This window comes from Sulfuriroseicoccus oceanibius, assembly GCF_010681825.2.
GTDB classification, from domain to species: Bacteria; Verrucomicrobiota; Verrucomicrobiia; order Verrucomicrobiales; family SLCJ01; genus Sulfuriroseicoccus; species Sulfuriroseicoccus oceanibius.
This window is the reverse complement of record NZ_CP066776.1, coordinates 1329383-1355422: the sequence shown is the minus strand read 5'-3', so window position 1 is coordinate 1355422 and position 26040 is coordinate 1329383. Positions and strand designations below refer to the sequence as shown.

The 26040-nt window shown below is 58.6% G+C and carries 25 protein-coding genes; 11 read left to right on the top strand and 14 right to left on the bottom strand.

The window, feature by feature from the left end:
- Positions 1-253: 253 nt before the first annotated feature.
- A complete protein-coding gene (locus G3M56_RS05345) occupies positions 254-970 on the top strand; it encodes a pirin family protein (RefSeq protein WP_164364221.1) in 717 nt (238 codons plus the stop codon).
- Between the two features lie 49 nt (positions 971-1019).
- Positions 1020-1655, top strand: a complete 636-nt coding sequence (locus tag G3M56_RS05340; RefSeq protein WP_164364219.1) for a YceI family protein — start codon at positions 1020-1022, stop codon at positions 1653-1655.
- A gap of 459 nt (positions 1656-2114) precedes the next feature.
- On the opposite strand, the gene lpxK is transcribed toward G3M56_RS05340, so the two are convergent.
- Positions 2115-3326, bottom strand: a complete 1212-nt coding sequence (lpxK, locus tag G3M56_RS05335; RefSeq protein WP_164364217.1) for a tetraacyldisaccharide 4'-kinase — start codon at positions 3324-3326, stop codon at positions 2115-2117.
- A gap of 72 nt (positions 3327-3398) precedes the next feature.
- Positions 3399-4277, bottom strand: coding sequence for a homoserine kinase (gene thrB, locus G3M56_RS05330; protein WP_164364215.1), 879 nt, complete (start codon positions 4275-4277; stop codon positions 3399-3401).
- Positions 4278-4416: 139 nt separating this feature from the next.
- On the opposite strand from thrB, the gene rph reads away from it, so the two are divergent.
- Positions 4417-5220 carry a ribonuclease PH gene (rph, locus tag G3M56_RS05325; protein ID WP_164364213.1) on the top strand — a complete coding sequence of 268 codons (804 nt, stop codon included), beginning with the start codon at positions 4417-4419 and terminating at the stop codon, positions 5218-5220.
- Between the two features lie 81 nt (positions 5221-5301).
- On the opposite strand, the gene G3M56_RS05320 is transcribed toward rph, so the two are convergent.
- Positions 5302-5895, bottom strand: a complete 594-nt coding sequence (locus G3M56_RS05320; protein ID WP_164364211.1) for a hypothetical protein — start codon at positions 5893-5895, stop codon at positions 5302-5304.
- 82 nt (positions 5896-5977) lie between these two features.
- Here G3M56_RS05320 and G3M56_RS05315 point away from each other — a divergent pair, with 82 nt between their 5' ends.
- From G3M56_RS05315 to G3M56_RS05295, 5 genes are all read left to right on the top strand, one after another.
- Complete coding sequence (locus G3M56_RS05315) at positions 5978-6607, top strand: cysteine peptidase family C39 domain-containing protein (RefSeq protein ID WP_164364209.1); 630 nt, start codon at positions 5978-5980, stop codon at positions 6605-6607.
- Positions 6608-6620: 13 nt separating this feature from the next.
- The gene (locus tag G3M56_RS05310) at positions 6621-7139 is read left to right on the top strand and encodes a hypothetical protein (RefSeq protein WP_164364207.1); all 519 of its coding nucleotides are present in this window, start codon (positions 6621-6623) and stop codon (positions 7137-7139) included.
- Between the two features lie 136 nt (positions 7140-7275).
- Positions 7276-7449, top strand: coding sequence for a hypothetical protein (locus G3M56_RS05305; protein ID WP_164364205.1), 174 nt, complete (start codon positions 7276-7278; stop codon positions 7447-7449).
- A gap of 45 nt (positions 7450-7494) precedes the next feature.
- Positions 7495-7677 carry a hypothetical protein gene (locus G3M56_RS05300; protein WP_164364202.1) on the top strand — a complete coding sequence of 61 codons (183 nt, stop codon included), beginning with the start codon at positions 7495-7497 and terminating at the stop codon, positions 7675-7677.
- Positions 7678-7707: 30 nt separating this feature from the next.
- A complete protein-coding gene (locus tag G3M56_RS05295) occupies positions 7708-7875 on the top strand; it encodes a hypothetical protein (RefSeq protein WP_164364200.1) in 168 nt (55 codons plus the stop codon).
- Positions 7876-7959: 84 nt separating this feature from the next.
- Here the strand turns inward: G3M56_RS05295 and G3M56_RS05290 are convergent, their stop codons facing one another.
- Positions 7960-8895, bottom strand: a complete 936-nt coding sequence (locus G3M56_RS05290; protein WP_164364198.1) for a MerR family transcriptional regulator — start codon at positions 8893-8895, stop codon at positions 7960-7962.
- Between the two features lie 170 nt (positions 8896-9065).
- Between G3M56_RS05290 and G3M56_RS05285 the strand changes: the two genes are divergently transcribed.
- A complete protein-coding gene (locus G3M56_RS05285; protein ID WP_164364196.1) occupies positions 9066-9569 on the top strand; it encodes a fasciclin domain-containing protein in 504 nt (167 codons plus the stop codon).
- A 96-nt stretch (positions 9570-9665) separates the two neighbouring features.
- On the top strand, positions 9666-10241 hold the full coding sequence (locus G3M56_RS05280) for an SOUL family heme-binding protein (RefSeq protein ID WP_164364194.1): 576 nt from the start codon (positions 9666-9668) through the stop codon (positions 10239-10241).
- Between the two features lie 112 nt (positions 10242-10353).
- Here the strand turns inward: G3M56_RS05280 and pta are convergent, their stop codons facing one another.
- From pta to G3M56_RS05230, 10 genes are all read right to left on the bottom strand, one after another.
- Positions 10354-12498 carry a phosphate acetyltransferase gene (gene pta, locus G3M56_RS05275; RefSeq protein WP_164364191.1) on the bottom strand — a complete coding sequence of 715 codons (2145 nt, stop codon included), beginning with the start codon at positions 12496-12498 and terminating at the stop codon, positions 10354-10356.
- Positions 12499-12515: 17 nt separating this feature from the next.
- Positions 12516-13727 (bottom strand): acetate/propionate family kinase, encoded by a 1212-nt coding sequence (locus G3M56_RS05270; RefSeq protein WP_164364189.1) that lies wholly within the window; start codon positions 13725-13727, stop codon positions 12516-12518.
- Between the two features lie 69 nt (positions 13728-13796).
- A complete protein-coding gene (locus G3M56_RS05265; RefSeq protein WP_164364187.1) occupies positions 13797-15005 on the bottom strand; it encodes a radical SAM protein in 1209 nt (402 codons plus the stop codon).
- A 4-nt stretch (positions 15006-15009) separates the two neighbouring features.
- Positions 15010-16092 carry a radical SAM protein gene (locus tag G3M56_RS05260; RefSeq protein WP_164364185.1) on the bottom strand — a complete coding sequence of 361 codons (1083 nt, stop codon included), beginning with the start codon at positions 16090-16092 and terminating at the stop codon, positions 15010-15012.
- A gap of 147 nt (positions 16093-16239) precedes the next feature.
- On the bottom strand, positions 16240-17067 hold the full coding sequence (locus G3M56_RS05255) for an MBL fold metallo-hydrolase (protein ID WP_164364183.1): 828 nt from the start codon (positions 17065-17067) through the stop codon (positions 16240-16242).
- A gap of 376 nt (positions 17068-17443) precedes the next feature.
- A complete protein-coding gene (locus G3M56_RS05250) occupies positions 17444-18679 on the bottom strand; it encodes a class I SAM-dependent RNA methyltransferase (protein ID WP_164364181.1) in 1236 nt (411 codons plus the stop codon).
- Between the two features lie 122 nt (positions 18680-18801).
- The gene (locus G3M56_RS05245; RefSeq protein WP_164364179.1) at positions 18802-20727 is read right to left on the bottom strand and encodes an amylosucrase; all 1926 of its coding nucleotides are present in this window, start codon (positions 20725-20727) and stop codon (positions 18802-18804) included.
- A 74-nt stretch (positions 20728-20801) separates the two neighbouring features.
- Entirely contained in the window at positions 20802-21728 is a 927-nt protein-coding gene (locus G3M56_RS05240; protein WP_164364177.1) for an ROK family protein, read from the bottom strand.
- Between the two features lie 36 nt (positions 21729-21764).
- The gene (locus tag G3M56_RS05235) at positions 21765-23993 is read right to left on the bottom strand and encodes an HAD family hydrolase (RefSeq protein ID WP_164364175.1); all 2229 of its coding nucleotides are present in this window, start codon (positions 23991-23993) and stop codon (positions 21765-21767) included.
- 5 nt (positions 23994-23998) lie between these two features.
- Positions 23999-24733, bottom strand: a complete 735-nt coding sequence (locus G3M56_RS05230) for an HAD-IIB family hydrolase (protein ID WP_164364173.1) — start codon at positions 24731-24733, stop codon at positions 23999-24001.
- 290 nt (positions 24734-25023) lie between these two features.
- Here G3M56_RS05230 and G3M56_RS05225 point away from each other — a divergent pair, with 290 nt between their 5' ends.
- Positions 25024-25983: a 6-phosphofructokinase gene (locus G3M56_RS05225; protein WP_164364171.1), complete on the top strand. Its 960-nt coding sequence runs from the start codon at positions 25024-25026 to the stop codon at positions 25981-25983.
- Positions 25984-26040: the final 57 nt, after the last annotated feature.

Below are 26040 nucleotides of genomic sequence, written 5' to 3'. Positions count from 1 at the left end.
CAAGCGCAACGCAGCCATCCACCAACCGCCCACATCTCGATTCCCTCCGCGTATCCACCCGTCCGGGTTCCAGACACAGACAATCCGCCGCACAGCCACCCGACTCCGACGCGGCCATTCACCAACAGCCCACCTCTTGCCTCCGATACGCGTATCCACCCGTCCGGGTTCCGGACATGTATGCGTTGAGGGCATGCTGAGACCAACCACCGGGCATTTCACAAAACGGGCAGACTCCGGCATGATCTGCCTCATGAAAACGAACACCCAAAGCCCAATCGACATCATGCGCAGCGAAGAGCGCGGATTTGCCGACCACGGATGGCTCGTCGCACGGCACAGCTTTTCGTTTGCCGATTACTACAACCCGGAGCGCATGGGTTTCCGCAGCCTGCGCGTGATCAACCAAGACCGCATCGCGCCAGGTGCTGGGTTCCCGCGCCACCCGCACCGCGACATGGAGATCTTCTCATACCTCGTAGCCGGCCAGCTCCAGCACGCCGATTCCATGGGCAACGAAAAAGTCATCACCCCTGGAGAAGTGCAAATGATGAGTGCAGGCCGCGGCGTGCTCCATTCTGAGTTCAACCCAAGCCAGACCGAAGAAGCCCACCTGCTCCAAATTTGGATCGAGCCCAACGAACGCGGACTCACCCCGAGCTACACCGAATGGCAGCCCGCCGAGGGTGCCGACCCACGCAAGGTCTTGCTCATTTCCCCAGACGGACGCGACCAATCGGCCACGATCCATCAGGACGCCTCCGTCTACCGGGTCAAACTGGCAGCCGGTGAATCCATCAGTCACGACCTCGCCGCCGGCCGCGGAGCCTGGCTGCAAGTCATCCACGGCGAACTCACCCTCAACGGGGAATCGTTAAAACCTGGAGATGCCGCATCCAGCGAGAGCGAAGGATCGTTAACCATCTCGTCAGCCGAGGGCACCGAAGCTTTGCTATTCGACTTGGCGTAACCACCACCATTTCCCAATCCACAATAGAAAAACCAACCCACCCAATATTATGAAAACCAAGACCATCATCACATCCGTAGCCGCCATCGCCACCGCAGCAGCCATCAGCTCGTGCGGCAACCCAGCCGACTCCACCGCCGACGCCGAAGTGAAAGACGCCGTGGAAAAGCAAACCACCACCTCCGCCGAGGGCGTGCGTTATGTCTTCGCACCGGAGTCGACCATTGAGTTCACCGGATCGAAAGTCACCGGCAAGCACGACGGCGGGTTCAAGACATTCACCGGTCACTTCACCATCGCAGACGGCCAGCCGGTTGGAAACGACCACTCGGTGAGCATCGACATGACCTCGACCTGGAGCGACGCGGAGAAACTCACCGGTCACCTCAAGTCGGCCGACTTCTTCGATGTCGAGCAGTTCCCTACCTCGACCTTTGATGTCACCGGCGTCACCAAACAGGACGACGGCACCTACAAAGTGGCGGGCAACTTCACCTTCCACGGTGTGACCAAGAACATCACCTTCCCTGCTACCGTCGATCAGTCGGAAGACAAGATCACCATCTCCTCCGAGTTCGACATCAACCGCAGCGACTTCGGTGTGACCTACCCAGGCATGAAGGACGACCTCATCCGCGACGAAGTCATCATCCGCCTGAACCTGATCGCTACTCCTGAGGCTTAATCCCAATCTCTAGGTTCAACCACATCCTGATCCGCCATCGGCCGTTCGTCGGCTGATGGCGGATTTTTTGCTTTCCTGCAGCAAGTAGCGGGTAGGGAGGGCCCGTCGCAGAGTGATCTCCCGCTATCACTCCCCTGCTTGCTCATGGCGCATCCCATCTGGGGTGGCAATCACTGGAGACTCGATCCCCCCAACAACGCGTGAGATTCGCCTTCAGAGAGATTCCAGTGATGCGGGGGGCTCATACCAAATACCATCGCTCACCACCACCGGCTCAGCCTGGAATCAAAAGCGGTGATGCTCACCGCACTCCAAAAGGTCGCCCCCGCCCCCGAGGCTGCTCTTGTCCCACTGGAACGCCAAGCTCCAGCTTGGCCACCCCGCCGATGCAATCACACAAGCACCCTCCCGATGGCCGCTCATTCCACGCCGATTCACCTCACTCCGGAAGCTCAGCCCCTACGCAAACTCACGCATCACCGGCTTGGCGGGCTTTGGACTGCAAATCCGCCGCACGCATTCCTCCCACGTTTCCTCACCGGACAAAATGTCGATCTCAATCCGCAGGTAGTAGATCGGAATGTCCGTCCGCTCCAATTTTGGGAAACGCACCGCGTCCTTCTCGGTCGTCAGCAGCATGTCCATGTCGCAGTCGATCGCGACGTCGATGAAATCCTGGATCTCGCGTTCGTCGAACCAATGGTGGTCGGCAAAACGAGCAACCGTTCCAATGTTTGCTCCAAGGCGGCGCAAGCCATTCTCGAACGACTCCGGCACCGCGATCCCACTCATCGCCGCGACGTATTTGTCCTTCAGCAGTTCGAGAGGCTCGGTTTCACCAGTCACCACGTTGTAGAGATACTGCGGACGGTGGGTGCACTCGATGATCTCGACATCCGGGTTGTACTTGCGGATGCGCTTGATCAACTCGTCGTTCTCACCCGGCGTGCCGGTGCACTTGGTGATCAGCACATAACTGGCGCGCGCAATATTGCACGGCGGCTCACGCAGCGTCCCTCGCGGCAACATATACTCGTTACCAAACGGCGCATTGCGATCGACCAACACAATATCAATCCGGTGCGCCAGCTTCAGGTACTGCAAACCGTCGTCGAGAATCAAGGTATCAGCGGCAAAGTCACGGATCGCATGGACGCCGCCTTTGATCCGGTTCTTGTCCACTACCACGGGAATGTCGCGTAGGTTCTTTGCCAGCATGAACGGCTCATCGCCCGACTCAAGCGAGCTGAGCAACACATTCTTACCGTCCGACACAATACGCGGTGGCGGATCGTCGGCGAAAGGGATGGCGTCTTCAGGGTCGACACGACGGCGCTTCTTCTTCGTCTTCCCACCCCGGCTTTTATAACCACGACTCAACACCACCACATTGCGCCCGGCATCCTTAAGCGCACGGGCAAAACTCTCCACCACCGGTGTCTTGCCGGTTCCGCCCACGCTCAGATTGCCGATACTGATGACCATGCATCCGAGGTTGGCTTCGTGCAGCACGCGCTCGCGATAGAGCTTGAGCCGCAGCCACACCAGTCCGCGGTAAATGAACGACAACCCGTGCAGCACGACACGAAGAATCCTGGCTTTCAAGCGCTTGTCGCGCCCGAGGATCACTTCGATCCCGTACTGTTCGAGTTGTTCCAGACTTTCCTTCATGCGGTGGGTGGTCGCTACTGTCAGTGCGATGCAGCGAATTGGCAAGGCTGGCTCACCGCCTATTGGTCATTGCTACTCTGTGTAGAGCACGCGCGCGCCATCGTTGTCCGCCGAAACCACGCGCACCTCGGCGTCGCGCACGCTCGGGTGGGCCAGCCGCATCGCCTGACCAATCTTCTCGCCGTCGCCGCGCACGGTGAGACATGCCACGGTCGAGCCAGACCCCGAGAGGAAACCTCCTACCGCCCCGACGGCCTTGCCGGAATCTATGATCTCGCGCAAGCCCGGCACCAAATGCTCGCGATAGGGCTGGTGCAGGTAATCATCAAAGTTACCGCGCAATTGATGGTACTGCTTGGTCGCGATCGCCGCTGTGATCTTGCAGGCATTGCCTGTGTTGGTCACCGCATCCTTATGCGTGATCACCTTGGGCATCAACTTACGTGCCTCGTCGGTCAGCACTTCGTAATCCGGAATCAGCAACACAAACTGCAACTCCGGCTCAACGTCGAACCGGTAGTAATCAAACTTTTCGTCCGCTACCACAAACCCACCGAACGTCGCCGGTCCCGCGTTGTCCGGGTGCCCCTCCAACTCCGCACAAATCTCAAACAACGCCTGCTGATCGAGCGGCGATCCATTGAGCGCATTCAAGCCGGTCAGAATCCCCAACCGCAATGTCACCGAGCTACCAAGCCCACGCGACATCGGGACATCCCCCTCAATCGACCACGAGTAGGCAAATGCCCCCCCTCGTGCGCGCTTGAAGTAGGCGTCGGTCGCCTCCTCCACCATGGGGTGGGCCGGGTGGACCATTTCCGCACCCTCGCCCTTCTCCCGGTTCACCGTCACCCGGTTATAAATCTGCAACGCCAAGCCGAGACAATCATATCCGGGCCCGAGGTTACTGGTACTGGCGGGCACTTGAACAACAGCTTTTTGCAGAGGCATAACGAGTAAGGGGAATAGTTATAATACAGATCCTACAATGCATTGCAGCGAGAACAACGCAAACTTGAACAGGCGGTGCCGACCCGGCAAGTCCCATCCCCCTTGACCGCCAGCCCCCCGTCCTCTACCTATCGAGGAAATGAACGACGCCACACCATACCAACGCGAAGACAACCGCACGCCCGACCAGCTGCGCCCGATCACCTTCCAGCAGGGCTTTGCCCCACACGCGCTCGGCTCGGTGCTGACCTCGTTCGGCAACACGCGCGTCATCTGCGCCGCCAACATCCAGGAGCGCGTCCCGGGATGGATGAAATACCAAGGCGTCCCAGGCGGCTGGCTCACCGCCGAGTACTCGATGCTCCCCTACTCGACCCTCGACCGCAAAGACCGCGACATCTCACGCGGCAAACAAGACGGACGCTCGATCGAAATCCAACGTCTCATCGGCCGTGCCCTGCGTGCCGTAGTCGACCTGAAAGCCCTCGGCCCACGCACGCTCTGGATCGACTGCGACGTCCTCCAGGCCGACGGCGGCACCCGTACCGCATCGATCACGGGTGCCTGCGTCGCCGCCGCAATCGCCATCGAGAAACTCATGGCCGAAGGCAAACTCAAGAAAAACCCGATGACCAAGCTGGTCTCGGCCGTTTCATGCGGTGTGGTTAAAGACACGCCGCTGCTCGACTTGATGTACGTCGAGGACCGCGACGCATCCGTCGACTTCAACGTCGTCATGACCGAGGACCTCGAGTTTGTTGAACTTCAAGGCAGCGGCGAGGAAGCCACCTTCTCCGGCACCCAGCTCACCGATATGCTCGAGCTCGGCAAGCACGGAGTGAAGACCATCACCCAACTTCAGCGCGACGCCATCGCCGCCGCCCGCCAACCAACCGATCCCGACGCCCTCGACGATCTCGCCAAACATTTCGGCAAGAACTAAGAAAGCGCCCACTCATTCTCAAACGCCCGGTGACCCAGTCGCCGGGCGTTTTTTGGTTCTGTACACCAACGCCTGCCCAAATCACTCATCAGCGCCGCCCTCAGCGTTGGCGTTCTGCCGGATCCTCTGCGCACGCCGTGCTTCGTAGGGGTTGTCCTTCCACTCGCCGCGCTCACCGGACGGCCGGAACCAGATCAACCGCCCGCAATCCTGCCACGGGTCCAGAATCAGGCTGTTGGCAAAGGACTCGCCTTTGGCGGAAAGCGCCACCGCATGGTGCTCGTGAAACAAACGTCCCTGATCGCGCACCGCACAGCGCAGGGTGAAGTACTCGGGCTGTTCGCGTTCGATCGCCCAATAGAGATGATACATGTACTGCCAGCAAAGCCCGCGTTCGCGCAGCTTGATATTCACCAGGCAGTTGTTCAACCACGCCGGCCGCACCACCCCGAACTTCTGAGCGAACGCCTCCCCCTCGCTAACCGCTACCCGCGCCAGTTGGTCGGCCTCTGTAGCGGCACGCGCATCCACACTGGGCATCGCCATCAAGGCACGCGATAGTTCGTGAACCCGCCGACCGTAGGATTCCTCCTCCATCGGCGCATGCCTCATCACCTGGCACGATGCCAAAAACAGGACCATCCAAACCGGGAGCAGTATCTTGAAAATCTTCACGGCCGGACGCTAGCGAAGACAGATTTGGTTGGCAACCCCGAGAGCAACGAGCCATAACAACCTACCTTCCACTAACCCTCTCATGTCTCGCTCACTCAGAAAAAAACTAGCCATCGCATCAGCCATCGGCCTCACCTCGCTCGCGGCCGTTGCTATTTGGATCCAAACCCGCCCGGCTACTCCAACCGGATCGATCAGCTCGTCGGGAGGGATCTCGCTCGACCTCCCGGCAGCGACCGATGGCGCATACTACCTTCAAAATGACCCGCAATGGGGCGCGGACAAAATCGGCGGCAGTGGCGAACCCATGGCTTCGGTCGGCTGCACCATCTGCGCCGTCGCGATGGCTGCCGAGCAATTGGGCTACCCCATCACACCGCAACAACTCAACGCATCGCTGATTGAGAACAACGGGTTCACCGAGCGAGGCTGGCTCATCTGGAGCGCCGTGGGCAAAGTCACCAACGGCAAAATCCAAGTCACAGTTCCCCGCGGACTCACCCACGCCGAACTCGACTCCGCCCTGCAAAATGGCAAAGTCCCGGTTGTCCGCTACACCATGCCCAGCGGCTACCCACATTGGGTGCCCATCGTAGGGAAATCCGGCAAGGAGTACTTGGTCAAAGACCCACTGGATGCGGAACTCAAGATCTCCAAACTTTCGGACAAGGCTGATCTGATCCATTCGGTTCGCTACGTCATTCAGGACTAATACCCGCGCAGACATGCCCGCCCGCGTCCCGACTCTCATTGCCTGCTGCGCGCTCGCAACCTCACTCAGCAGCTGCGTCAGCGCGTGGGTTTACAACGCAGGCGACTCGTTCGAAGAACCAAAGGACAGAGCAACCGCAATGGCCCGCTACGGAGATCCCGTGCTCTCTGGTCGCTGGAACAAAAACACACCACTCAAGCAGGCAATCGATCAAGACGCGCCTACCAGCTACAGCAGCTTGAGCGGCGACCTCTCAAACCGCCCTTGGTTCCATCACTACGATGTATTTGTCTTCCGCGGCAAAGCATCCGCCCCTCAAACGGCCGGTGGAGCCGCCACGTTGAACGCGGTGACGCTCGGCACCGGCGAGGTGATCGCGCTTCCCTTCGCGCTACTGGACGTGACTGCCACTCCGTTCAAGTCGCACTATTTGTTCGCGGCCTACAACGCCAACGAACGCAGAGTGTACTTCAAGAAGATGACGAAGCAGGAGAAGGCCGCAGCCAAGCGCGTGCGAAAGTCCGTGGAATAAGCACGGGTTCCAGGTGTTCTAGCAAACACTATCCGATAGGATAGACGCACGCCCCCTTGCGGGACGCTGCAACTTCCGACGTCCCCGCCCTCCCGCAGACGCGTATGGTCGGGTGAAGCGTCTCAACCCCAAGATTATGAAAAAACATATCCTACCCACAGCGATCGCTGGACTCGGGTTGGCCGTGCTTCCGCTCCACGCGGACAACCACGCCAAGGCCGAGACCGGAGCCGACCAGCCGGTAGCCGCGCAAGCTGAAGCGGCAGAAACCATCTCCACGTATGTGGTCCACCTCAGCGGCGGTGGATGAGGCATTGCCAAGAGGGCCAGTTCGGCTCTCAAGACGCAAGAAGGAGTGAATAAGATCCTCCTTTCCGGCCTCCGCGCCACGCTCGTCATGAACGACGGCGCCACTCTGGAAGAGGCTACGGTCAAAAAAGCCCTCACCGAAAAAGGGCTCAAGATCACCTCGTTCACCGCGGAGCAAGCCACGGAACCTGCTGCGACCTACCACCTCAAGGTCGCAGGCACTGGATGAGCTGAAACCAACGACAAGGTCCGTGTGGCCTTGGAAAAGCTCGATGGCATCACCGGTGCCTACGTCAACAACGGCATCAAACTCCACTTGGCAGACAAAGACGGCTACGATGAAGCCGCGGTCACCGAGGCACTGAAGCCATTCAAACTGAAGATTACAGAAGCCACGCTGGTCGAAGGCTCCCCCTTCACCAACTAGCGCCTAACCGCTTCCACTGACGGCCGTCCTTCGATCCGAGGGGCGGCCGTTTTTTGTTTCCTTCCAGCCCCCAAATGACGGGTGCTAACGCTGGCGGTTCTCCCGCAACACATCCAGCTTCCGTTTCAACCCTTGGAGGTCGGTCATCAGAGACGCCTTGATTTCCCCAATCTCATTCCGATAGGCAAACGCAGCCCGCCCACCGATTAGGATGGTCACATCACTCGGTAATAGACTGCGCAGACGCCGCAACTCTTCGCCCAACCTTGGGTCATCCGATGGATAAACCACACTCAACGCCACGGCAATGGCTTCGGAACGAACCACCGCACGCACGATTTCCTCAGCCGGCAACGATGATCCCAGGTAGGTGACATCCCAGCCCTTGCGCCGTGCGGTCGCAAAGACCATCGCAGCTCCCAGCTCATGAAGCTGGCCGCTCGGGGTCGCCACCACCATTCGTGGCGCCCCAACCTCCCCCGAATACGGAATACTCGCCCGAAACAAGGCATCACGAATCACCGCGGTCGCCGCATGTTCCTCCGCTACGGACAGGTCGCCATTCTCCCATCCCTCGCCGATCCGCCCAATCAAGGGCGCCAGCAGCTTCTCGATCAGCCCAGACGCCCCAAGCTCGACCACCGCAGCGTCGAGCACCTGCTGAAGCTCTGCCGGCTGTAATGCGATCACATGGCGCCACGCCTTGTCCAAAAGACTCTGCTTCAGCTCCGGATCCTGCGGCAGGCTGGCCACCTTCGCATGATCGCTCTCCAACCCACGGATCATGCTCTCCAAGCCCTCTATCGGGATATTGGCAATGTGGCGGATCGAATGCCCGGCCTTGGTCAACTTCACGAGCAAAGCCAGCCTTGCCACGTCTGCTTCGTCATAAATCCGACGGTTGCTCTCGGTCCGCTGCGGTTTCACCGCTCCATAACGCCGCTCCCAAACCCTGAGCACATGGGGACTGAGCCCCGTGACCTGCGTCACATACTTCATCGGATACTGGGAGTTCGCCATAGAACAAACTCTTAGACGAAAGATAGACAAAGTTCAACCCAGCTCTCCACTGAACCAAAAACCTCGACTTTTCTTTGACAAGAATCACCACTCACGATAGACACAACCTAGACACGCCGAACATTGTTCAACGTTTAGTGTGTCTACCAACCCTTAAAAAACACCCACCCATGAAACTACCAACCATCGTTACCACGCTGACCATTGCAGGCTCACTAGCAACCGCACCGACCGTGTTCGCCGACAACCACGAGAAGGCGGCAGAGCAAACCGTCGTCGAGATTGCCGCATCCAACGAAGACTTCTCCACCCTTGTGGCCGCCGTGAAAGCAGCAGGACTCGCAGAAACTCTCAGCGGTGAAGGTCCATTTACCATCTTCGCTCCAACCAATGACGCCTTCGCCAAGCTTCCGGAGGGGACCGTGGAGGAATTGCTGAAGCCTGAAAACAAGGAAAAGCTTCAGGCCATACTCACCTTGCACGCCATCGGAGCCAAAGTCATGGCTGCGGACGTATCTCCAGGTAAGGTCAAAACCCTTAACGGCGCCAGCGTGGACATCCAAGTGTCCGACGGCACGGTCACTGTCGATGGCGCGAAAGTCATCAAAACCGATATCGTAGGAAGCAATGGCGTCATTCACGTCATCGACACCGTAATCCTTCCTAAGTCGTAACCCAGCCGACTGACTCCGTGTTGAGGATCGGCGGGGGGCGAATTTCGCCACATGAATGCAACCTCCCGTCGATCACATTTTCACCTGATAACTGCCATGAAACTAGGACGAGCCCTTGCTGCAATCGCCACCGTTGGAATCCTTGTCATGGTTCCAGCCGCCCTGGCGGACCGCGACGATTACGAAACACCGAAGTACAAGGTGGTGAAGAACGATGGGGCATTCGAAATCCGTGACTACCCGAAAATCGTCGTCGCCTCGGCCCCGATGGACTCGAACAACGGCGCGTTCATGCAGTTGTTCCGCTACATCTCCGGTAAGAACGAGGCGGAGCAGAAGATTGAGATGACCACTCCGGTGATCATCGACGACGAAAGCGATGACAAGCACATGAGCTTTGTGGTTCCCGCCGATGTCGCGGCAGCTGGTGCCCCCAAGGCAAACAACCCGAACATCGAGATCACCACCCGCGAAGCGGCGCGCTACGCTGTCTATCGCTTCAGCGGTATCCGCTCGAGGGCCAAGGAAGAACAAGCGCAGAAGCTTCTGATGGAGTGGATTGAGAAGCAGAAGCTTGAGGTGATCGGCACGATGGAAAAAGCCAGCTACGACCCACCGATGACATTGCCCGCCAAACGCCGCAATGAGGTGATGATTAAGATCAAAAAGTGAGCCCCCCGGAAGAAGGTCTGAAACCTTCCGATCACGAAAGAGCCCTCCAGCACACCCGCACAATCGGGGCACTGAAGGGCTTTTCTGATTCTAGCTTGATGTGCGTTCGAGCTTACTGCTTGAGCTCGGCGTCCTCGACCTGCTGTGCCTGGATGGCGGTCAGGGCGATGGTGTAGATGATATCATCCACCAAAGCACCGCGGCTCAGGTCGTTGACCGGACGGCGCAGACCTTGGAGCATTGGTCCCATCGAGATCACGTTGGCGGCACGTTGTACGGCCTTGTAGGTCGTGTTGCCGGTATTGAGATCAGGGAAGATGCACACGTTGGCACGTCCTGCGACCGGGCTGTCCGGAGCCTTGGACTTGGCCACCGATGGAATGGTCGCCGCATCGTACTGCAATGGTCCGTCGATCACCAACTCAGGAGCCCGCTCGCGGGCAATCTTCGTGGCCTCGACCACTTTGTCGACGTTGGCTCCGGAGCCGGATCCCAATGTCGAGTAGCTGATCATTGCCACGGTCGGCTCGATGCCGAAGGCCTTGGCAGAGCGCGCACTTTGAATCGCGATATCCGCCAGCATTTCCGCATCCGGATCCGGGTTCACCGCACAGTCACCGTAAACCAGCACCTGGTCAGGCAAGCACATGAAGAAGATCGACGACACCGCATTGGCGTCTGGGGCGGTCTTGATCAACTGCAATGCCGGGCGGATCGTGCTCGCCGTGCTGTGAACCGCACCGGAAACCAGTCCGTCCACCTCACCAAGAGCCACCATCATGGTCGCCAAGGTGACGTTGTCGCGCAGTGCTTCGATGGCACGTTCTTCGGTCAGCCCCTTGTGCTTGCGCATCTCAAGCAACGGCTTGAGGTACTTCTCGCGCTCGTGAGCAGGATCCACGATGACAATACCATCACCGATCTCGAGTTCGTTGACGCGGGCCACCTCGTGAATCTGACGTGGATCGCCAACCAACACACACTCGGCAATACCACGCTCAGCACAGCGTACAGCAGCCTGCACGGTACGCGGTTCGTCACCTTCCGGCAGCACGATGGTCTTCTTCGCATCGCGAGCCATCTTGCTCAAACGGTGGCGGAATGCCGGTGGCGAGAGTCGCTTCTCAACCAAGGTGTCGCAGCGGTCACGCAGCCATTCGGAGTCCACTCCGCGGGCGAAGGTATCCATCACCAGGTTCACGCGCTCGACGTCTTCCACCGGAACTTCCGGGTTGAGCAACGTCAGGGCGCGTGCCGTTTCAAACGATCCTGTGGAAACTTCGAAAATCGGTAGACCACCATCCAGAGCGAACGCGTCCTTACAGAAGTTCAGCGTCTTGGTACATGGCTTCATTCCACCGGTCAGCACGATGCCTGCCAAGTGGATCGACTTCGTCGCCGCCAGTGCCGCCGCCGAGATCACGTCGGATCGGTCACCCGGGGTCACCACCAGCGTGCCCGATTTGAACACTTCAAACAAATTACCAACATTGCGTGCGCAAAGGCGAATCTCCTTCACGCGGCGCCCGTGCATGTCACCAGGGACCAACACCTCACCCTGCAGCTCGCCCACAATGTCCACCACGCGCGTGGCCGCCAGATCTGGGTTGCTGCCGATAAGGCCAATCAGCTCAAAGCGAGAGTCACCCGCAGTCAGAACCGCACGCAGACGCTCGAGCATCAACTGCTGCTTCGAGGGATCGGTTCCCAGCTCGTGCGCCAACACTTCCAGGTCAACGTGGTTCAGAATGACAGCCGGCTTGATCTCGATCAAACTCGCCGGCAAGCGGTTGATGGCATCGGTCAAAAGCTGACGGATCGCCAGAACAGACGACTCCGACGGACGCGCCACCAGCACCACTTCGGCGTTCAGAGCACGAGCTAGCGAGCCATTGAGCTCTTGCGCGGTTGGCAGCTGGGCGGTAGGAACCATCCCCTCGACCACCACGGTCTCCTGCTCGGCTGGCAGCTCCTCAAATCGCTGCACCACTTCCTCCATCAAGTCATCGACGGTACCATCGGAGATGGCGGCGTCGAGAACCGCGGTCGGGATCGGCGGTGGAGGGAACAATGTGTTGGTCTTCTCCAGATATGCCGACGACCGGTCAAAGCTCTGCCCCGGATGAGGCTGGCTCAGTGGCTTGAAGAAGCCCACCGGCACCCCCAGGCGGTCCAGCGTACGCACCAGGCCGATACTGGCGGACGTCAGACCGGCGTCTCGGCCTACCGGGATGGTTAGGAAGGTATGTTTTCGCATAGATTGATTTCAGGTAATTAGTTCCCCTCTGGCTGGGCCACCTCGGCAGTTGCCTCGGCAATTGCGAGTTCTTCGTTGGTGGCAACCACAGCGATCAATGGGCCCTTGCTACCCTCGACGCTGATCACGCCATTTGAGTCGCCGCCATTGACCTCGTTACGTGCCACATCCAGCTCGCAGCCGAGGAATTTGAGGTAGCGCACGGTTTTCTCGCGCACCAATTTGGAGTTCTCTCCGATCCCGCCGGTGAAGGCGATGGCATCCGGCACGCCGTCGAGCGAGACGGTCAGTCCGGCCAACTCGCGAGCCAGACGGAAACAGAAAACCTCAACCGCCAGGCGCGCGCCACCGTGACCTTCTTCGTAGGCAACAGCCAACTCGCGCAGGTCGTTTGAAATGCCGCTGAGTCCGGCAAAGCCCGACTTCTTGTTCAGCATCTCGGTGATCTCGTCGAGCGACATCCCCGTGTTCTCGGCCAGGTACGAGTGCAGGTTCGGGTCAACGTTGCCGGAACGGGTTCCCATCATCAGTCCCTCGAGCGGAGTGATGCCCATGGTAGTGTCGCACGAACGGCCACCCACCACGGCCGTGGCGCTGCAGCCATTGCCCAAATGCGCCACCAACACTTTGGCGCGCACCGGATCCAGGTCGTACTTGCGGATGGTCTCCGCCGAAACGTAATCGTGGCTGGTTCCATGGAAACCATAGCGACGCACGTTGTGCTCGTGGTAAAGCGCGTCCGGCACCGCGTAGCGGAACACATGCGGCGGAATGGTCTGGTGGAAAGCCGTGTCGAAAACCGCCACCTGAGGCACGCCAGGGAACAAGGTCGAAGCCGCCTCAATACCGTCCGCATTGGCCGGGTTATGCAACGGCGCCAAGGACGACAACTCGCGGATCCCCGCCAGCACATCAGCATCGATCAACACAGGTTCAGCAAACTTCTCACCACCGTGCACCACGCGGTGCCCCACTGCCGTGATCGCCACATTCTGCAACGCCTCGTCCGCCTTCAGCGCATCGAGAATTGCCGCCAAAACCGCAGTGTGGTCCGCACCAACCTGGCACGTAATCTTCTGCTTCGTCCCATCGTTGAGCTTGTAGCTGCCGCCCACATTGGCACTGCCAATTTGATCGACGATACCAGTCACCAACGCCTCGGCACTGCCCTGCTCAAACACGGCAAACTTCACCGAGGAACTCCCACAATTAATAACAAGAATAGCCATAAAATGATTGGTTGAATGTTGGGCTGAACCTGCCCCAAATGCGGCCCGATTCAATCCCGTTGGAATACACTATACGCACACAGCGCTGGTCTCTTCTGCAGACAGGTAGCACCCCGGATCGCTGCCCCAGAGATGCCCATTGGCAAATGCGGATCGGGTGCGAAATCCACCGCCGCACACCTTGAACCAGCGGCAGGTGCCACATGGCCCTTCCAGCTTGGCCTGGCGCTCCTCCGCACTGAGCAGGCCGATCGAGCGGATCTCCTCCAACTGCGCGGCGCTTGGCTCGTGCTGACCTTCCCAGATTTTGGAAAACGGCACCTGCTTCACGTTTCCGAGCTGGACGTCCTGCCAAAACTGATCCGGGTGCACGTTACCCTGGGTATCGATGTTGGCGATGCCTCGTCCCGAGCTATTCGCTCCGCCACCGTTCCACCCGAGCAACTCGCGGGCCTGCTCCAAGTTCGGGTGGTTTTCGCGCTCCATGCGAGTCAGCAAATACGCACCGTCGGCGGGTTGGGTCACGGTGAGTAGTTCGCGGGTCAGCCCTTGGGCATTCCATTTTTCCACCCGGGAGATCAGCGTATCGATTGCGCCGCGAGCTTCTTTTTCGCCCAGCACCTGCAGCTCACATCCGCGGCCGGCTGGGACCAAGTGATAGAAGCACACACGCTGGATCTCCTCGTCCTCGATGAAGTCGAGAATGCGCTCGATGTTCTCCACGTTGTGACGCGTCAGGGTCAGACGCAGGCCGGTCTTCTGTCCCACCTCATGGCAGTACTTGAACCCCTGCACCGCGCGATCAAATGCACCCTTCTTACCGCGGAAGTGATCGTGGATCTCACCAATGCCGTCTAGGGAAATCCCGACATACGCCACATTGGCTTCTTTGAGCCGCGCCGCCTTTTCTGGCGTGATCAACGTTCCGTTGGTCGAGATCGTCAGCTTCAGCCCCTTCTCCGTGGCGTAATCCACCAAGTCGAAGAAATGCGGGTGAATCATCGGTTCACCGCCCGAGAAAAGCAGCGACGGCACCTCGTAAGCGGCGAGATCATCGACCACCGCCTTCATCTGATCCCAGTCGAGCTCGCCAGGGTAACGCTTACCAGCCGAGTCCGAGTAGCAATGAATGCACTGCAGGTTGCAGGTACGGGTAATATTCCACACCACAATCGGGCGGCGGGTGCGTGCGGTCTTCACAGCCGCGTTGCCGTGCCCGTAGCGCAATCCATCGGCGGGTTGCTGGGTTCCGGTCCAGAGTCGGGTTAGATTGATCATCGGATTATCTCGTAGATTTTGGTTGATAGGAGCAGGCTGGCTCGGCGGCAAACATGTCGCCTGTCACCCCGTAGGCACGGGCACGCGACCCGCCACAAATCGTTCTAAACTCACAGCGGCCACACTTGCCGCCCAATGCGTCGGAGTCCCGCAGCGACACAAAAAGCGGGTGCTCGCGGTAAACCTCCGCCGGGTGCACGTCGCGCACATTGCCGCAGTCCGCCGGCAGGAAGCCGCTCGGGCTCACCACACCGGTGTGGGAAATGAACATCACGCCACGCCCGTCGCGGATCCCCAGCGGGGTGCGCATCCCCTGACGCCCTCGCTGGCCGCCATGTCCGCGCTGCGCCAGCACGCGCCGGAAGTGATGCCCCTCGGTGGTCTTGATCCCAAACGGTGCCTTGCCCACCAAGTCCGCCATCCGCTCGAACACACTCTCCAATGCATCCGCAGACGGCATGTCCACCACGCCCGCACGTCCGGTCGGCACCAGGATGAACACACTCCACATCGACGGCTCAAGCTCGAACATCAGATCACGGAAGGCATCGAACTCATCCAAGTTGTGCGCTGTCAGCGTTGTATTGATCTGCACCGACAATCCCGCCGCCTTGGCTCGGTGAACGGCATCGATCGTGCGGTCAAAGGTTCCCTTCACGCCGCGGAATGCATCATGGGTCTCCCGAGTGGCTCCATCCAGGCTGAGCGACATGCTCGACACGCCGGCCTGACGGATCACATCAAAGTCATAGTTGCTCAACCGGGCGGTCGCTGCGGGACTCAGCCCCACTCGCATTCCCCGCTCGTCGGCACGCTGGGCAATCTGCAGCACATCCAGTCGCATCAGCGGGTCGCCGCCGGTCAGAATCAACATCGGAGGTGACAGTTCAGCCAACTGATCGACCAATCGCTCGGCCTCCTCGCTCGTCAGTTCGTCCGGATGACGCTTCGGCTGAGCCACCGCCCGGCAATGCTTGCAAGCTAACGCACAGGCTCGGGTCACCTCCCAAAAAACTAGGTACGGGCGCGATCCAAAGGGGTCGTCGACGAGCTTCTGAGCACCGGGGGAGTCTGCGATGTTGACCATGATTTCGGGGCCAACAAACCTGCCCGAGCCATAAGGGTCAATCCACCACAGGCGAATGCATGGAATCACCAGCGGGAACCAAGAAATCCGCACCATGCCGTGCGCAAATTCTCAAAAATCCGCACAAGCCAACGCCCCCCTGCTTCGTCACCCAAAGAACGGGTTGTGCGCAAGCTCCTGCCCCACCGTGGTCAACGCGCCATGACCGGGACACAAAACCGTCCGTGACGGCAAGCTGAGCAGGTTTTCCCGGATCTCGCGCAACGCCAACTCCAAGCCATGCCGCGGCCGCCCGATCGATCCCGCGAAGATCGCGTCGCCCACCATCACCACCGGAGCATCCAATCCCTCGACGGCAATACTCACCGCCGCCGGACCATGCCCGCGGGACGAAATCATCTTCAGCTTCAGCCCACCAAAGGCAAACACATCCCCGGCCTGAAAATGCCGACCGGGCGCATAGCCCTCTCCCTCTGGCGACCACAATTCCGCTTCCGGGAACTTCTCCAGCACGCCCTCCACGCCCCCCACATGATCTGGATCCATGTGAGTGATGAAGATCGCCTTCAAATTAAAGCCGCCATGCACCAACGCATTCAAAAGAGGCTCCGGACGGATCCCTGTATCGATCGCTATCACGTCTTTCGGATTGGCAGGATCCTCCACCAACCATGCGTGTACAGGCAGGCCATGAAAGTCCATCGAGACTTCCGCGACCCCATCCGGCAAATCCGCCTGCGGCACGTAGCTTCCTCGAGCCAGCGCAACCAACCTTCCGGCGTCCAAGCCGACCAAAGGCGCCAACAAGCGCAGCACATCTGGAGATCCTTCCCTACCTGCAAAGGCCGCAGCCACCACCTCTTCATCGATCCCCGCCCGCTCTGCGAGCGACGCCGCGTCCTCGCCATGCCCATGCGCCGCCTTGCGCAAGACATCCTCGTAATCATCTTCGAGTGCGTGGTCCAATCTAGCCATGGCCTGCGATTGAATCAAAGCAGCGCCACCTGCGCAAGCCACTCCAGCCCTACATTTGAGCACAAAAAATGAGGGCCGGTCCCGATTCCTCCATCCATGGGACCGACCCTCAACTCCATCAACCTCAACACAGTTGAGAGCGGTTTTTCAGCTCCCCAACTTCGCTTTGCAGCTCGGCCAAAGAGTCAATCACGCTCTATATGTATAACGCCGCAGGCAGGGAAATCGTTGAAAAATAATCACCGATTTTAGCATAAAATCATTCAACAAAACCGAACAATCAACACCCACAACCCATTAATAATGAGCCACATTCAAAACCACACCCACCTCCAACCAAGGTGAAACCAAGGCTCGCGCCGGAGTTCGTCGAAAATCACGCTTTCCGCAGCGTCACGATGCACTCAAGATGGCGGGTTTGAGGGAAAAGGTCGAACGGCTGCACATTCTCAATTTCGTAGCCAATTTCCAGGAACTCCTTCAAATCCCGCATCTGCGTGGCCGGGTTGCAGCTCACATAGACCACCCGCGACGGACCAAACGCCTGCAGCTGGTCGATGAACATCTGATTACTTCCCTTCCGCGGCGGATCAATGATCACCGTCGTCTCGCTGCCAGGGAACTGAACATCCTGGAAAATTGCTTCGGCACTGCCGTTGATGAAGCGCACGTTCTCGATGCCATTGGCCTTGGCATTGGCTTTCGCCCAATCAATCGCGGCCTCACTGACTTCGATCCCCGCGACCTGATCGAACGCACGCGCCGAGGTCAATCCGAAGAGTCCGCTGCCACAGTAAGCGTCGATGAGATACTTGTTTCCGCCTGCTGCTGCCTGTTCACGCACGAAGCTGGTGAACTTCGGCAGGATGTAAGGGTTGTTCTGGAAGAACTCGCCTGCCTTGAAGCGGAAGGTCACACCTTCCACATCCTCCTCGGCAATAGCGTCGGACTCGGTATGGACGGTATTCTTGTCAGCGCGCAGCAACAAGGTGGCACCACGTTTGAAAGAAGACCCGCGGGAGCGCACATCCGCCCGCACACCGATCAACCGCTCGTTGATCTGGTCCATCGCGATCGGGCAGCTCTCCACGTCCACCAGATCGTAACGCCGGCCCTGCTTCAGGAACCCGATTTCACTCAGCTCACCACAGCGTGGCTTTTGGAAGTGCGGCGTCAGCTTGGAGCGGTAGTGATACTCCTTCGGCGAGGCGATCACCGGCTGCACTTCCGCCTCAATACCCACCATCCGCTGTAGCAACTCTTCGACTTGTCGGCGCTTCCACACCAACTGCTCGGAGTACTTGAAGTTCTGGTACTGGCAACCACCACAGGTTCCAAACAACGGACAAACAGGCTCCACCCGGTTCGGCGAAGGATCGATCACCCGCACCAAGTCCGCTTCCGAGTAGCTCTTATGGTTGCGGAAAATGCGCGCCAGCACCGTCTCACCCGGCAGCGCGAATGGAACGAACACGACCCACTGATCCTCGCCATGGCGCGCCACGCCCACCCCAAGATTGGTCAGCGAATGGATCTGAAGCTCCACTTCCTCATGATAGGCAAATGGATGCGGGTTGAATTTGGCGGGAACGCGTGGACGGGAACCTGGCATGGGAAATCTTGGGTTGGCGATGGTCGTCGTGCCCCACCTCGATCGCAAAGCGGGCGGACTACGGTAGCAGATACTCCTAAGCGGTGAAACCGACTAATCAACCCGAGAGAAAGCCTCACAAATCATCCAAGTAGCGCCGCAAATTGGTAAGGAGCCAACTCCAGCGTATGCGATGCAATGACCGACCGCCCGTTGACCAGATCCACCAACGCCTTCTTCAGACCAAGCTGGCGCAACCTGCGCCCCTCGACGACTTGCACCGATTCACTGAAGTTCGCCAAACAAAGCACGCTCTGTTCGCTGTTGGTACGGAAGTAGCCGAACACATGAGGGTTTCCGGTTTCGACCATATCGGTGTCGCCGCTGGCGATCGCCGGGTTACTTCCTCGCAATCGCACAAAGCGCAGCAACCCGTGGTAGATGTCGTACTCAGGAGTCCCTTCGACATTGCGCAGCTCCGCCTTTTCCCAATCAAACTTAGGTCGGTGCAACCAGCGTGAATCCCCCTCTTTCTCCAAATCCTTCTGGTATGAGTGGTCGTTGAGCATCCCGATCTCATCGCCCAAATAGATCAAAGGAATCCCGCCAATCGTGAAGATCACACCATGGATCAGCAAGATCCTGTCGATCGCTTTGCGCACCTCCGCCTCATCCCCGGACTTCAGGGCACGCCCTAGCCCACACAGAGAGGCACAAGTCCCCGAAACCCGTGCATCCCCGGTCACCGCGTCCTCTTGAAATGGCTCACCCTCGGCAAAGCTCGCCTCATGCCGCCCAAAAAAGAACTGATTGAGGAAGTTGCGGTGGTCGTGTGGGTTCATCCCCAACTCCTCCGCATCCAAGTTGTCGAAGCCCCAGCCGATATCATCGTGCGAGCGCACATAATTGATCCACGCGCAGCCCGCGTCGATGTGGAAACGCTTCTTCATCGAGTGCTTGAGCAGCTTCACATCACGGGTCGCCAGTGACTCCCACAGCAACGCCATCAACAAGGGATTGTAGGAAACCTGACACTCCTCCGGACTGATGTATTTGCTGATTTCATCCGGCGCGACAATCGCCTCGGACTTGAACACCACTCCGGGCGCCACCACCGACGCCACCGAATTGAAGGCACGGATCACCAAATGCGCCTCAGGCAGGTTCTCGCACCCCGTGCCCTTCTCTTTCCAACAGAACGGCACCGCATCGAGTCGCAGCACGTCCACGCCCAGGTTCGCCAAATGCAGCATCTCCGCCACCATCGCATTGAAGACCTCCGGGTTGCGGTAATTCAAATCCCACTGGTAGGTATGGAAGGTCGTCCACACCCACTTTTTCAAGCGGTTGATATACGTGAAGCTTCCCGGATGCTCCTCAGGGAAAATCGTGCGCAAATGCTTCTCGTATTCGTCCGGCTCGCGCCGTGAGTCGAACATAAAATAGTAGTCCTGATAGTCCTCACTCGACGCCTTGGCCCGCTGCGCCCACTCGTGCTCGTCCGAGGTGTGGTTGAAGATAAAGTCGAGCACGAGCGAAATCCCCTTCTCCCTCAGTTCATCCGCGAGAGTCTTCAGTTCATCGATGGTTCCGAGTGTCGGATCGAGCTCACGGTAACTGCTCACCGCATAGCCGCCGTCGTCATCACCATCCGGCGTTTTGTACACCGGCATCAAATGCAGGTAGGTGATGCCCAGTTCCTGTAGATAGGGGATGTGCTTGCGCAGATCCACCAGATCGTTGGCAAACAAATCCACGTAAGCCATGGCACCGATCAGATGCCCGCGCTGGAACCAATGCGGGTCGGCTTCGCGCATCGCATCCGATATCTTCAGCTGCGGTGACCGCTGCAGGAAAGCAGCCCCCATGATCTCAACCAAGCGCTCGAGATGATAGTAGAAATCAAAGTTCGAGCCGTACAACTCCAACAACTGATCCAGCAAATGAGGAAACCGTTCCTCGAGCCGGATCATGAAGGCTTCCCACTCACAGTTCTCCTTCTGCTCGATCTCACACGTTTCCTTCTGCTCGGCAAATCGCGACTCCAACATCCCGCGAAGGCGTCGCATCGTACGGTCATACTTGGTTTGATCGTGAAGCACTACGTTCCTCTCTATCTATCAGGTTATTCGTTCTTAATGGTTCAATGATTGGTCCGGTCCGGGTCCAACAACCGCCCCGCCAGCGTCAGCGCCCCCACGATCCCCGCCTGTTGGTTCAGCTCCGGCGTCTGCAAATACACGTCCAGCGGCGGTAGCGACCAATACCCACCGGCCAACTTCTCAAAATGCCCCCGCACCCGGTCCATCAGGCCTTCCTGTTGGGACACGCCGCCTCCGAAAATAATCAAATCCGGTGACCAGGCAGCTGTGATCCCCACAGCGCCGTGCGCCAAGTACTGCGCCTGCAAATCCCACGCTGGATGATCCGCCGGCAGCTCATTGCCCGGCACTCCCCAGCGCGCTCGGATCGCCGTCCCAGAAGCCCGCCCCTCAAGGCAGGACCCATGAAACGGGCAAACATTCGTGTCCTTCCCCACCAGATGCTCCAGATCAGGTACGGACATATGCCCGATCTCCGGATGCATCCTTCCGTGCAGCGGTTTGCCGTCGATCAACACGCCGCCGCCAATTCCCGTACCTATCGTCACATACGCCAGGTTGCGGTACTGCCGACCTGCTCCGTACTCGGACTCCCCCACAGCCGCCGCATTCACATCCGTGTCAAAGGCGACGGGAATCCGACATCCCAACCCATCCAACAACGAGGTCACGATGTTCGCTCCCTCCCAGTGCTCCTTCGGCGTTTGCAAAATCGACCCGTAGCCCGGTGACTTCACATGAATGTCCGCCGGACCAAACGTCCCGATCCCCACCGCCTCGATCACACCATGCCGCTCTTGCGCGCCCTTAAAAAAGCCCACCACATTGCGCATCGTCGTTTCAGGGTCCTCCGTGGGAAACGTCTCCTGCTGCAATATCTGGTCAGGAGCAGATCCCACCGCACAAACAAACTTCGTCCCCCCTGCCTCTATTCCTCCAAGCAGCCCCGCCTGCGATTGATCTAACATTTGCATATCCAATTCTACTTTAGTTGTCTGGTTCTGCTATTCGTTATCGGAACAATGGGCCACAATATCGGCACTCAACACGGCATCGGTCTCACTCGGGTCATCCGTTCCCTTCGCGCTCTCCGGCACCCTCACATCCGTCGTAAACTGATAGGCGTGGATCCCTTCTATCAACCCGCGGAAATTCGGCTGCTGCGCCAGATACACCCGCGGCAAATGCTCGGATCGCTCCAATTCGGGCGCATGATCCGCCCCCAAAACACTCAGGAAATGCCCAGACAGCGCGCCGTGATCACTTCCTCGCCGCGCATAAAACAAGACCCGGTCAAAGGGTAGGTCCCAGCGCATCGCCACATACCTCACCGCATGCCCCTTGCCAGACCGCAACGGCACGATATCCAAAAACGCCCCATCCGATAACATCACCCTGGCCGGAATCTTTCTCTCACGCAGCATCCGCTGTATCTTACGCCGCGAAGGAGCGATCGAGCCGTCATAGAAATAGGAAATCTTGAACCGATGCTGATCCGCCTCGGGTTGAGGCGTGAGCCCGTCCACCGAGTCCATCACCTCACGGATCTCGTCAGGCTTCCAGCGGTCACTCAAATGCCGCGTCCATTGGGTGTCCTCCACGAAACGCGATCCGTAATGAATCCTTGCCCCCAATTGCGTGATATAGACGTCCGGTGATGGCAGGTTCAACTCGGCGATGAGCCGCCTGGCCTCGTCCAGCGTACGCCCGGTCACCAGACCAAACCCTATCCGGGTGTGGTTGGACTCAATCATCTCACGCAACTCGGCAATCGCCTCCGCATCGCCATCCATCAATTCATCGTTCAAGCCGGTGAAAATCATCCGATCCTGCAACGGAATCGCCGTGCGCGATTTCGAATGGATCATGTCCGGATGCGTGATGTTATCGATCAAGCCGGAAGCCTGCTCCATGTAACGGTCCACATGGCTCTTCCACGAATAGTGATCACGCACTCCTTTGAGACCATTTTCTGACCACTGCTGCCATTGATCTCGATCCGTCACGATCTGTTCCAGTGCCTCGCGCCACCCATCCACGTCCAGAGGATCGATCAACTTGCCGTTACTGCAGTTGCCGATGATATCGCGCGGACCACCGTCATTGGTCGCAAGAATAGGCACCCCGGAGGCAGCCGCTTCGATCAAAGTGAGACCGAACCCCTCGGTCAGCGCACAATTGACAAACACACCCTTCTTCGCCGCCGCATAGCGGTAAAAGCTCGGAACCTCGTCGGACTCATGCTGCTTGGGAATCGCCACCGATCCATACAAATCGTACTGATCGATCAATTGTAACAGTTCATTCCAGACCTTCCGCGCGCCCGGATTCAAATCCGCGATCCTATCACGGTTACCCGCCAGAATAACCAGGTTGGCTTGGTTCCTCAGAGTTTCACTCTCACCGAATGCCTTCACCAGTGTGCGCAGGTTCTTCTTCTCATCCGCGCGTGCAATCGCCAATACAGTCGGCCGTTCGGGATGGTTCAAAAACCGCTCAACCTTTTCCACCACACTGGGTGCCACCTCCGCCTGCTCCGGCGTGGCAAATCGCGACAAGTCCACTCCCGGAGGAATCACCCGCATCCTGGCCGGGTCATAATGCTCGTACCCGCCGTACTGCGATTCAATCTCCTGCTGGGTGCTGGTACACACCAAAGAAGCCGCCTCCAACGCCCGCTCCTCCGCCTCAATCCGCGCGTTCAAATTGTAACGACGCTCAATCACCTCAGCAGAACTATTCTCAAGCAAGCTCTGCCGTTTGGTCCGCCCCAGCGAGTGCCCGGTAAAAACAAACGGACACCCCAGCAGCGACGCCAACCGACTCCCCACATATCCTGCGTCAGCATAATGCGCGTGGATCAAATCAGGCAACCGCTCCGCCTTCCGAAACGCCACCAGCGATTGATCGATGAACGCATCAAGATACCGCCAAAGCGACTCCTTTCGCAGATAGCGACGAGGCCCTGCTGCAATCCGCTTGATACTCACCCCGTCGGACAGAATCTCCACCGGATTGGCATAATCCACACTCACCTTCGGATCGATCACCTGCCTCGTTAGCAAATCCACTTTCCCAACCCGCTCGTGCTCGGCCAGCGCCTCAACCAACTCGAGCACATACTTACACTGTCCACCCGTGTCAGCATCTCTCCCCAGCTCCAAATTGCCGCCACGGATCAGCCCGTGAATAGAGATGTGAACAAGATACAACCCGTCAGTTTTTTTGCTCATAATTGTTATGATGAAAGATAGTGTTTCAAGCCCTCTATGACCCCGCTGGCACACGGTTGGCTGGCAACAAAACATTCGTGGCCCTGCAGCCTTTCCATCAAGGCAGCCTCCGCATTACTCACCACGATCGAATCCACCTCCCCCAGCGCCAGCATTGCGGCATCGTTTCCCGAATCCCCCGCCACCAGCGTGCGGGCGACCGCAGAGTTCAAGTACCGCATCAAAAACAACAGTGCATTGGCCTTGTTCGCCCGAGCTGGAATGACGTCCAAATCCCGCGCCGAAGAATAAACCACCTGCGTAGCCAACCCTGCACCTACCAAAGCCTGCTCCAATGCCGACAACCCGCTGGCGGACGCCCCATGCCAGAACCAGCTCCGCTTGTGTTGGCTCTGACACTCGTCTGGTTGGCGGGACAAGCCGTCGCTCACTGATTGCTCGACCACCCGGTGCGCCAATTCCGGATCCCACCCCTCGTTGAGATGGTCGTGGAAGCCTTGCACCAAGCGCTCACCCCGCACATCGTAGATCGATGTCCCCACCCCGCTGATGATGAAATCCGGTTCGGGCAGCGGGGTCGATGCGATCAACCCCAGCGTATCATCCAATGCCCTGCCTGTGTTGTAGGCAAGATAACCACCACGCTCGCTTTTCAATTCCGCCCAGAAACCAGCAAAGAGCCGAGCGCTCTGCTCGCCATCGTAAACGGTTCCGTCAATGTCGGTTGAAAATAACAGCATCCTGAAGGGCACGGTCACTAGATAAAACGATCCGTGCGGCAAGATTGGACGCGGTACCAGCCTGGCTACCTGTCTCAGAATCTCACCAAAATCTCAATGGTGGTCGCCGCGGAGAGAATCCGTTACCGCGATCAGAAAAAACGATATCGGCCCGCATTTTTTGTTCAAGCCTCAATGCCAAGATTATCAGTGATGCCGCTGCCACCCGCCGGATTCCCGCTTGCAGGTGCCCGCATCCGACCGTAGTTCTCAGTGGAAGAGAATCCCCGCAATTTCACGCACACCATACGATGAGTATCGCAGTCATGACCTCCGGCGGAGACGCAGCCGGAATGAACCCAGCCGTTAAGCGTTTTGTCGACTATTCGATCGAGAAGGGCGAGAAGCCTTATCTGATTTACGACGGCCTCACCGGCCTGCTGGACGGAAAGATCGTAGAAGCCGACAAACACGCGGTTTCCGGTATTTTGTTCCGCGGCGGCACCATCCTCCGCTCGTCACGCTCGCAGCGCTTCCGTGATCCGGAGTACCGCAAGATCGCCTACGAACAGCTCGAAAAGCGCGGCATCGACAAAATCGTCATCATCGGTGGTGACGGATCGTTCAACGCAGCCCGCGTCATGTCGCACGAAGCAGACGTCGCCGTCGCCGGCATCCCTGCCACCATCGACAACGACATCCCATGCACCGACTACTGCCTCGGAGTCGACACCGCTCTCAACGTCATCCGTGAAGCCATCGACGGCATCCGCGACACCGCCGCATCTTTCCGCCGCACATTCGTCATCGAAACGATGGGACGTAACTGCGGCTACCTCGCCGCAATGAGCGCCCTGACCTCAGGCGCAGAAGTCTGCCTCATTCCAGAAGTCGATTACGACATGGATCAGATCACCCGCCGCCTCAACGACGAGATCACTCAGGGCCGCCTCTACTCGATCGCCGTCGTTGCCGAAGGCGTCGCCGAAGGCCGCAACATCGCTGAAACCCTCGAGCGCAAAACCAACATGGAAGCCCGCTTGACCATCCTCGGCCATATCCAGCGCGGTGGCTCACCTACCGTCCTCGACCGCCGCATGGCATTCGAGTTCGCCCACACCGCAGTGGAAGCCTTGCTCGACGGCGAGCGCTCGTTCGTCACCGTCACCGACAGCTTGAACGTCAAAACCAAGCCGATCGACGATGTGTTGTCCTCGACCTACGAGCTCAACCCATACATCTGCAAGATGATCCACCCTCTCTGCCACTAAGCAGACCGAATCACCATCCACCCCGGCGTCGTTCTGCGGCTCCGGGGTGTTTTGTGT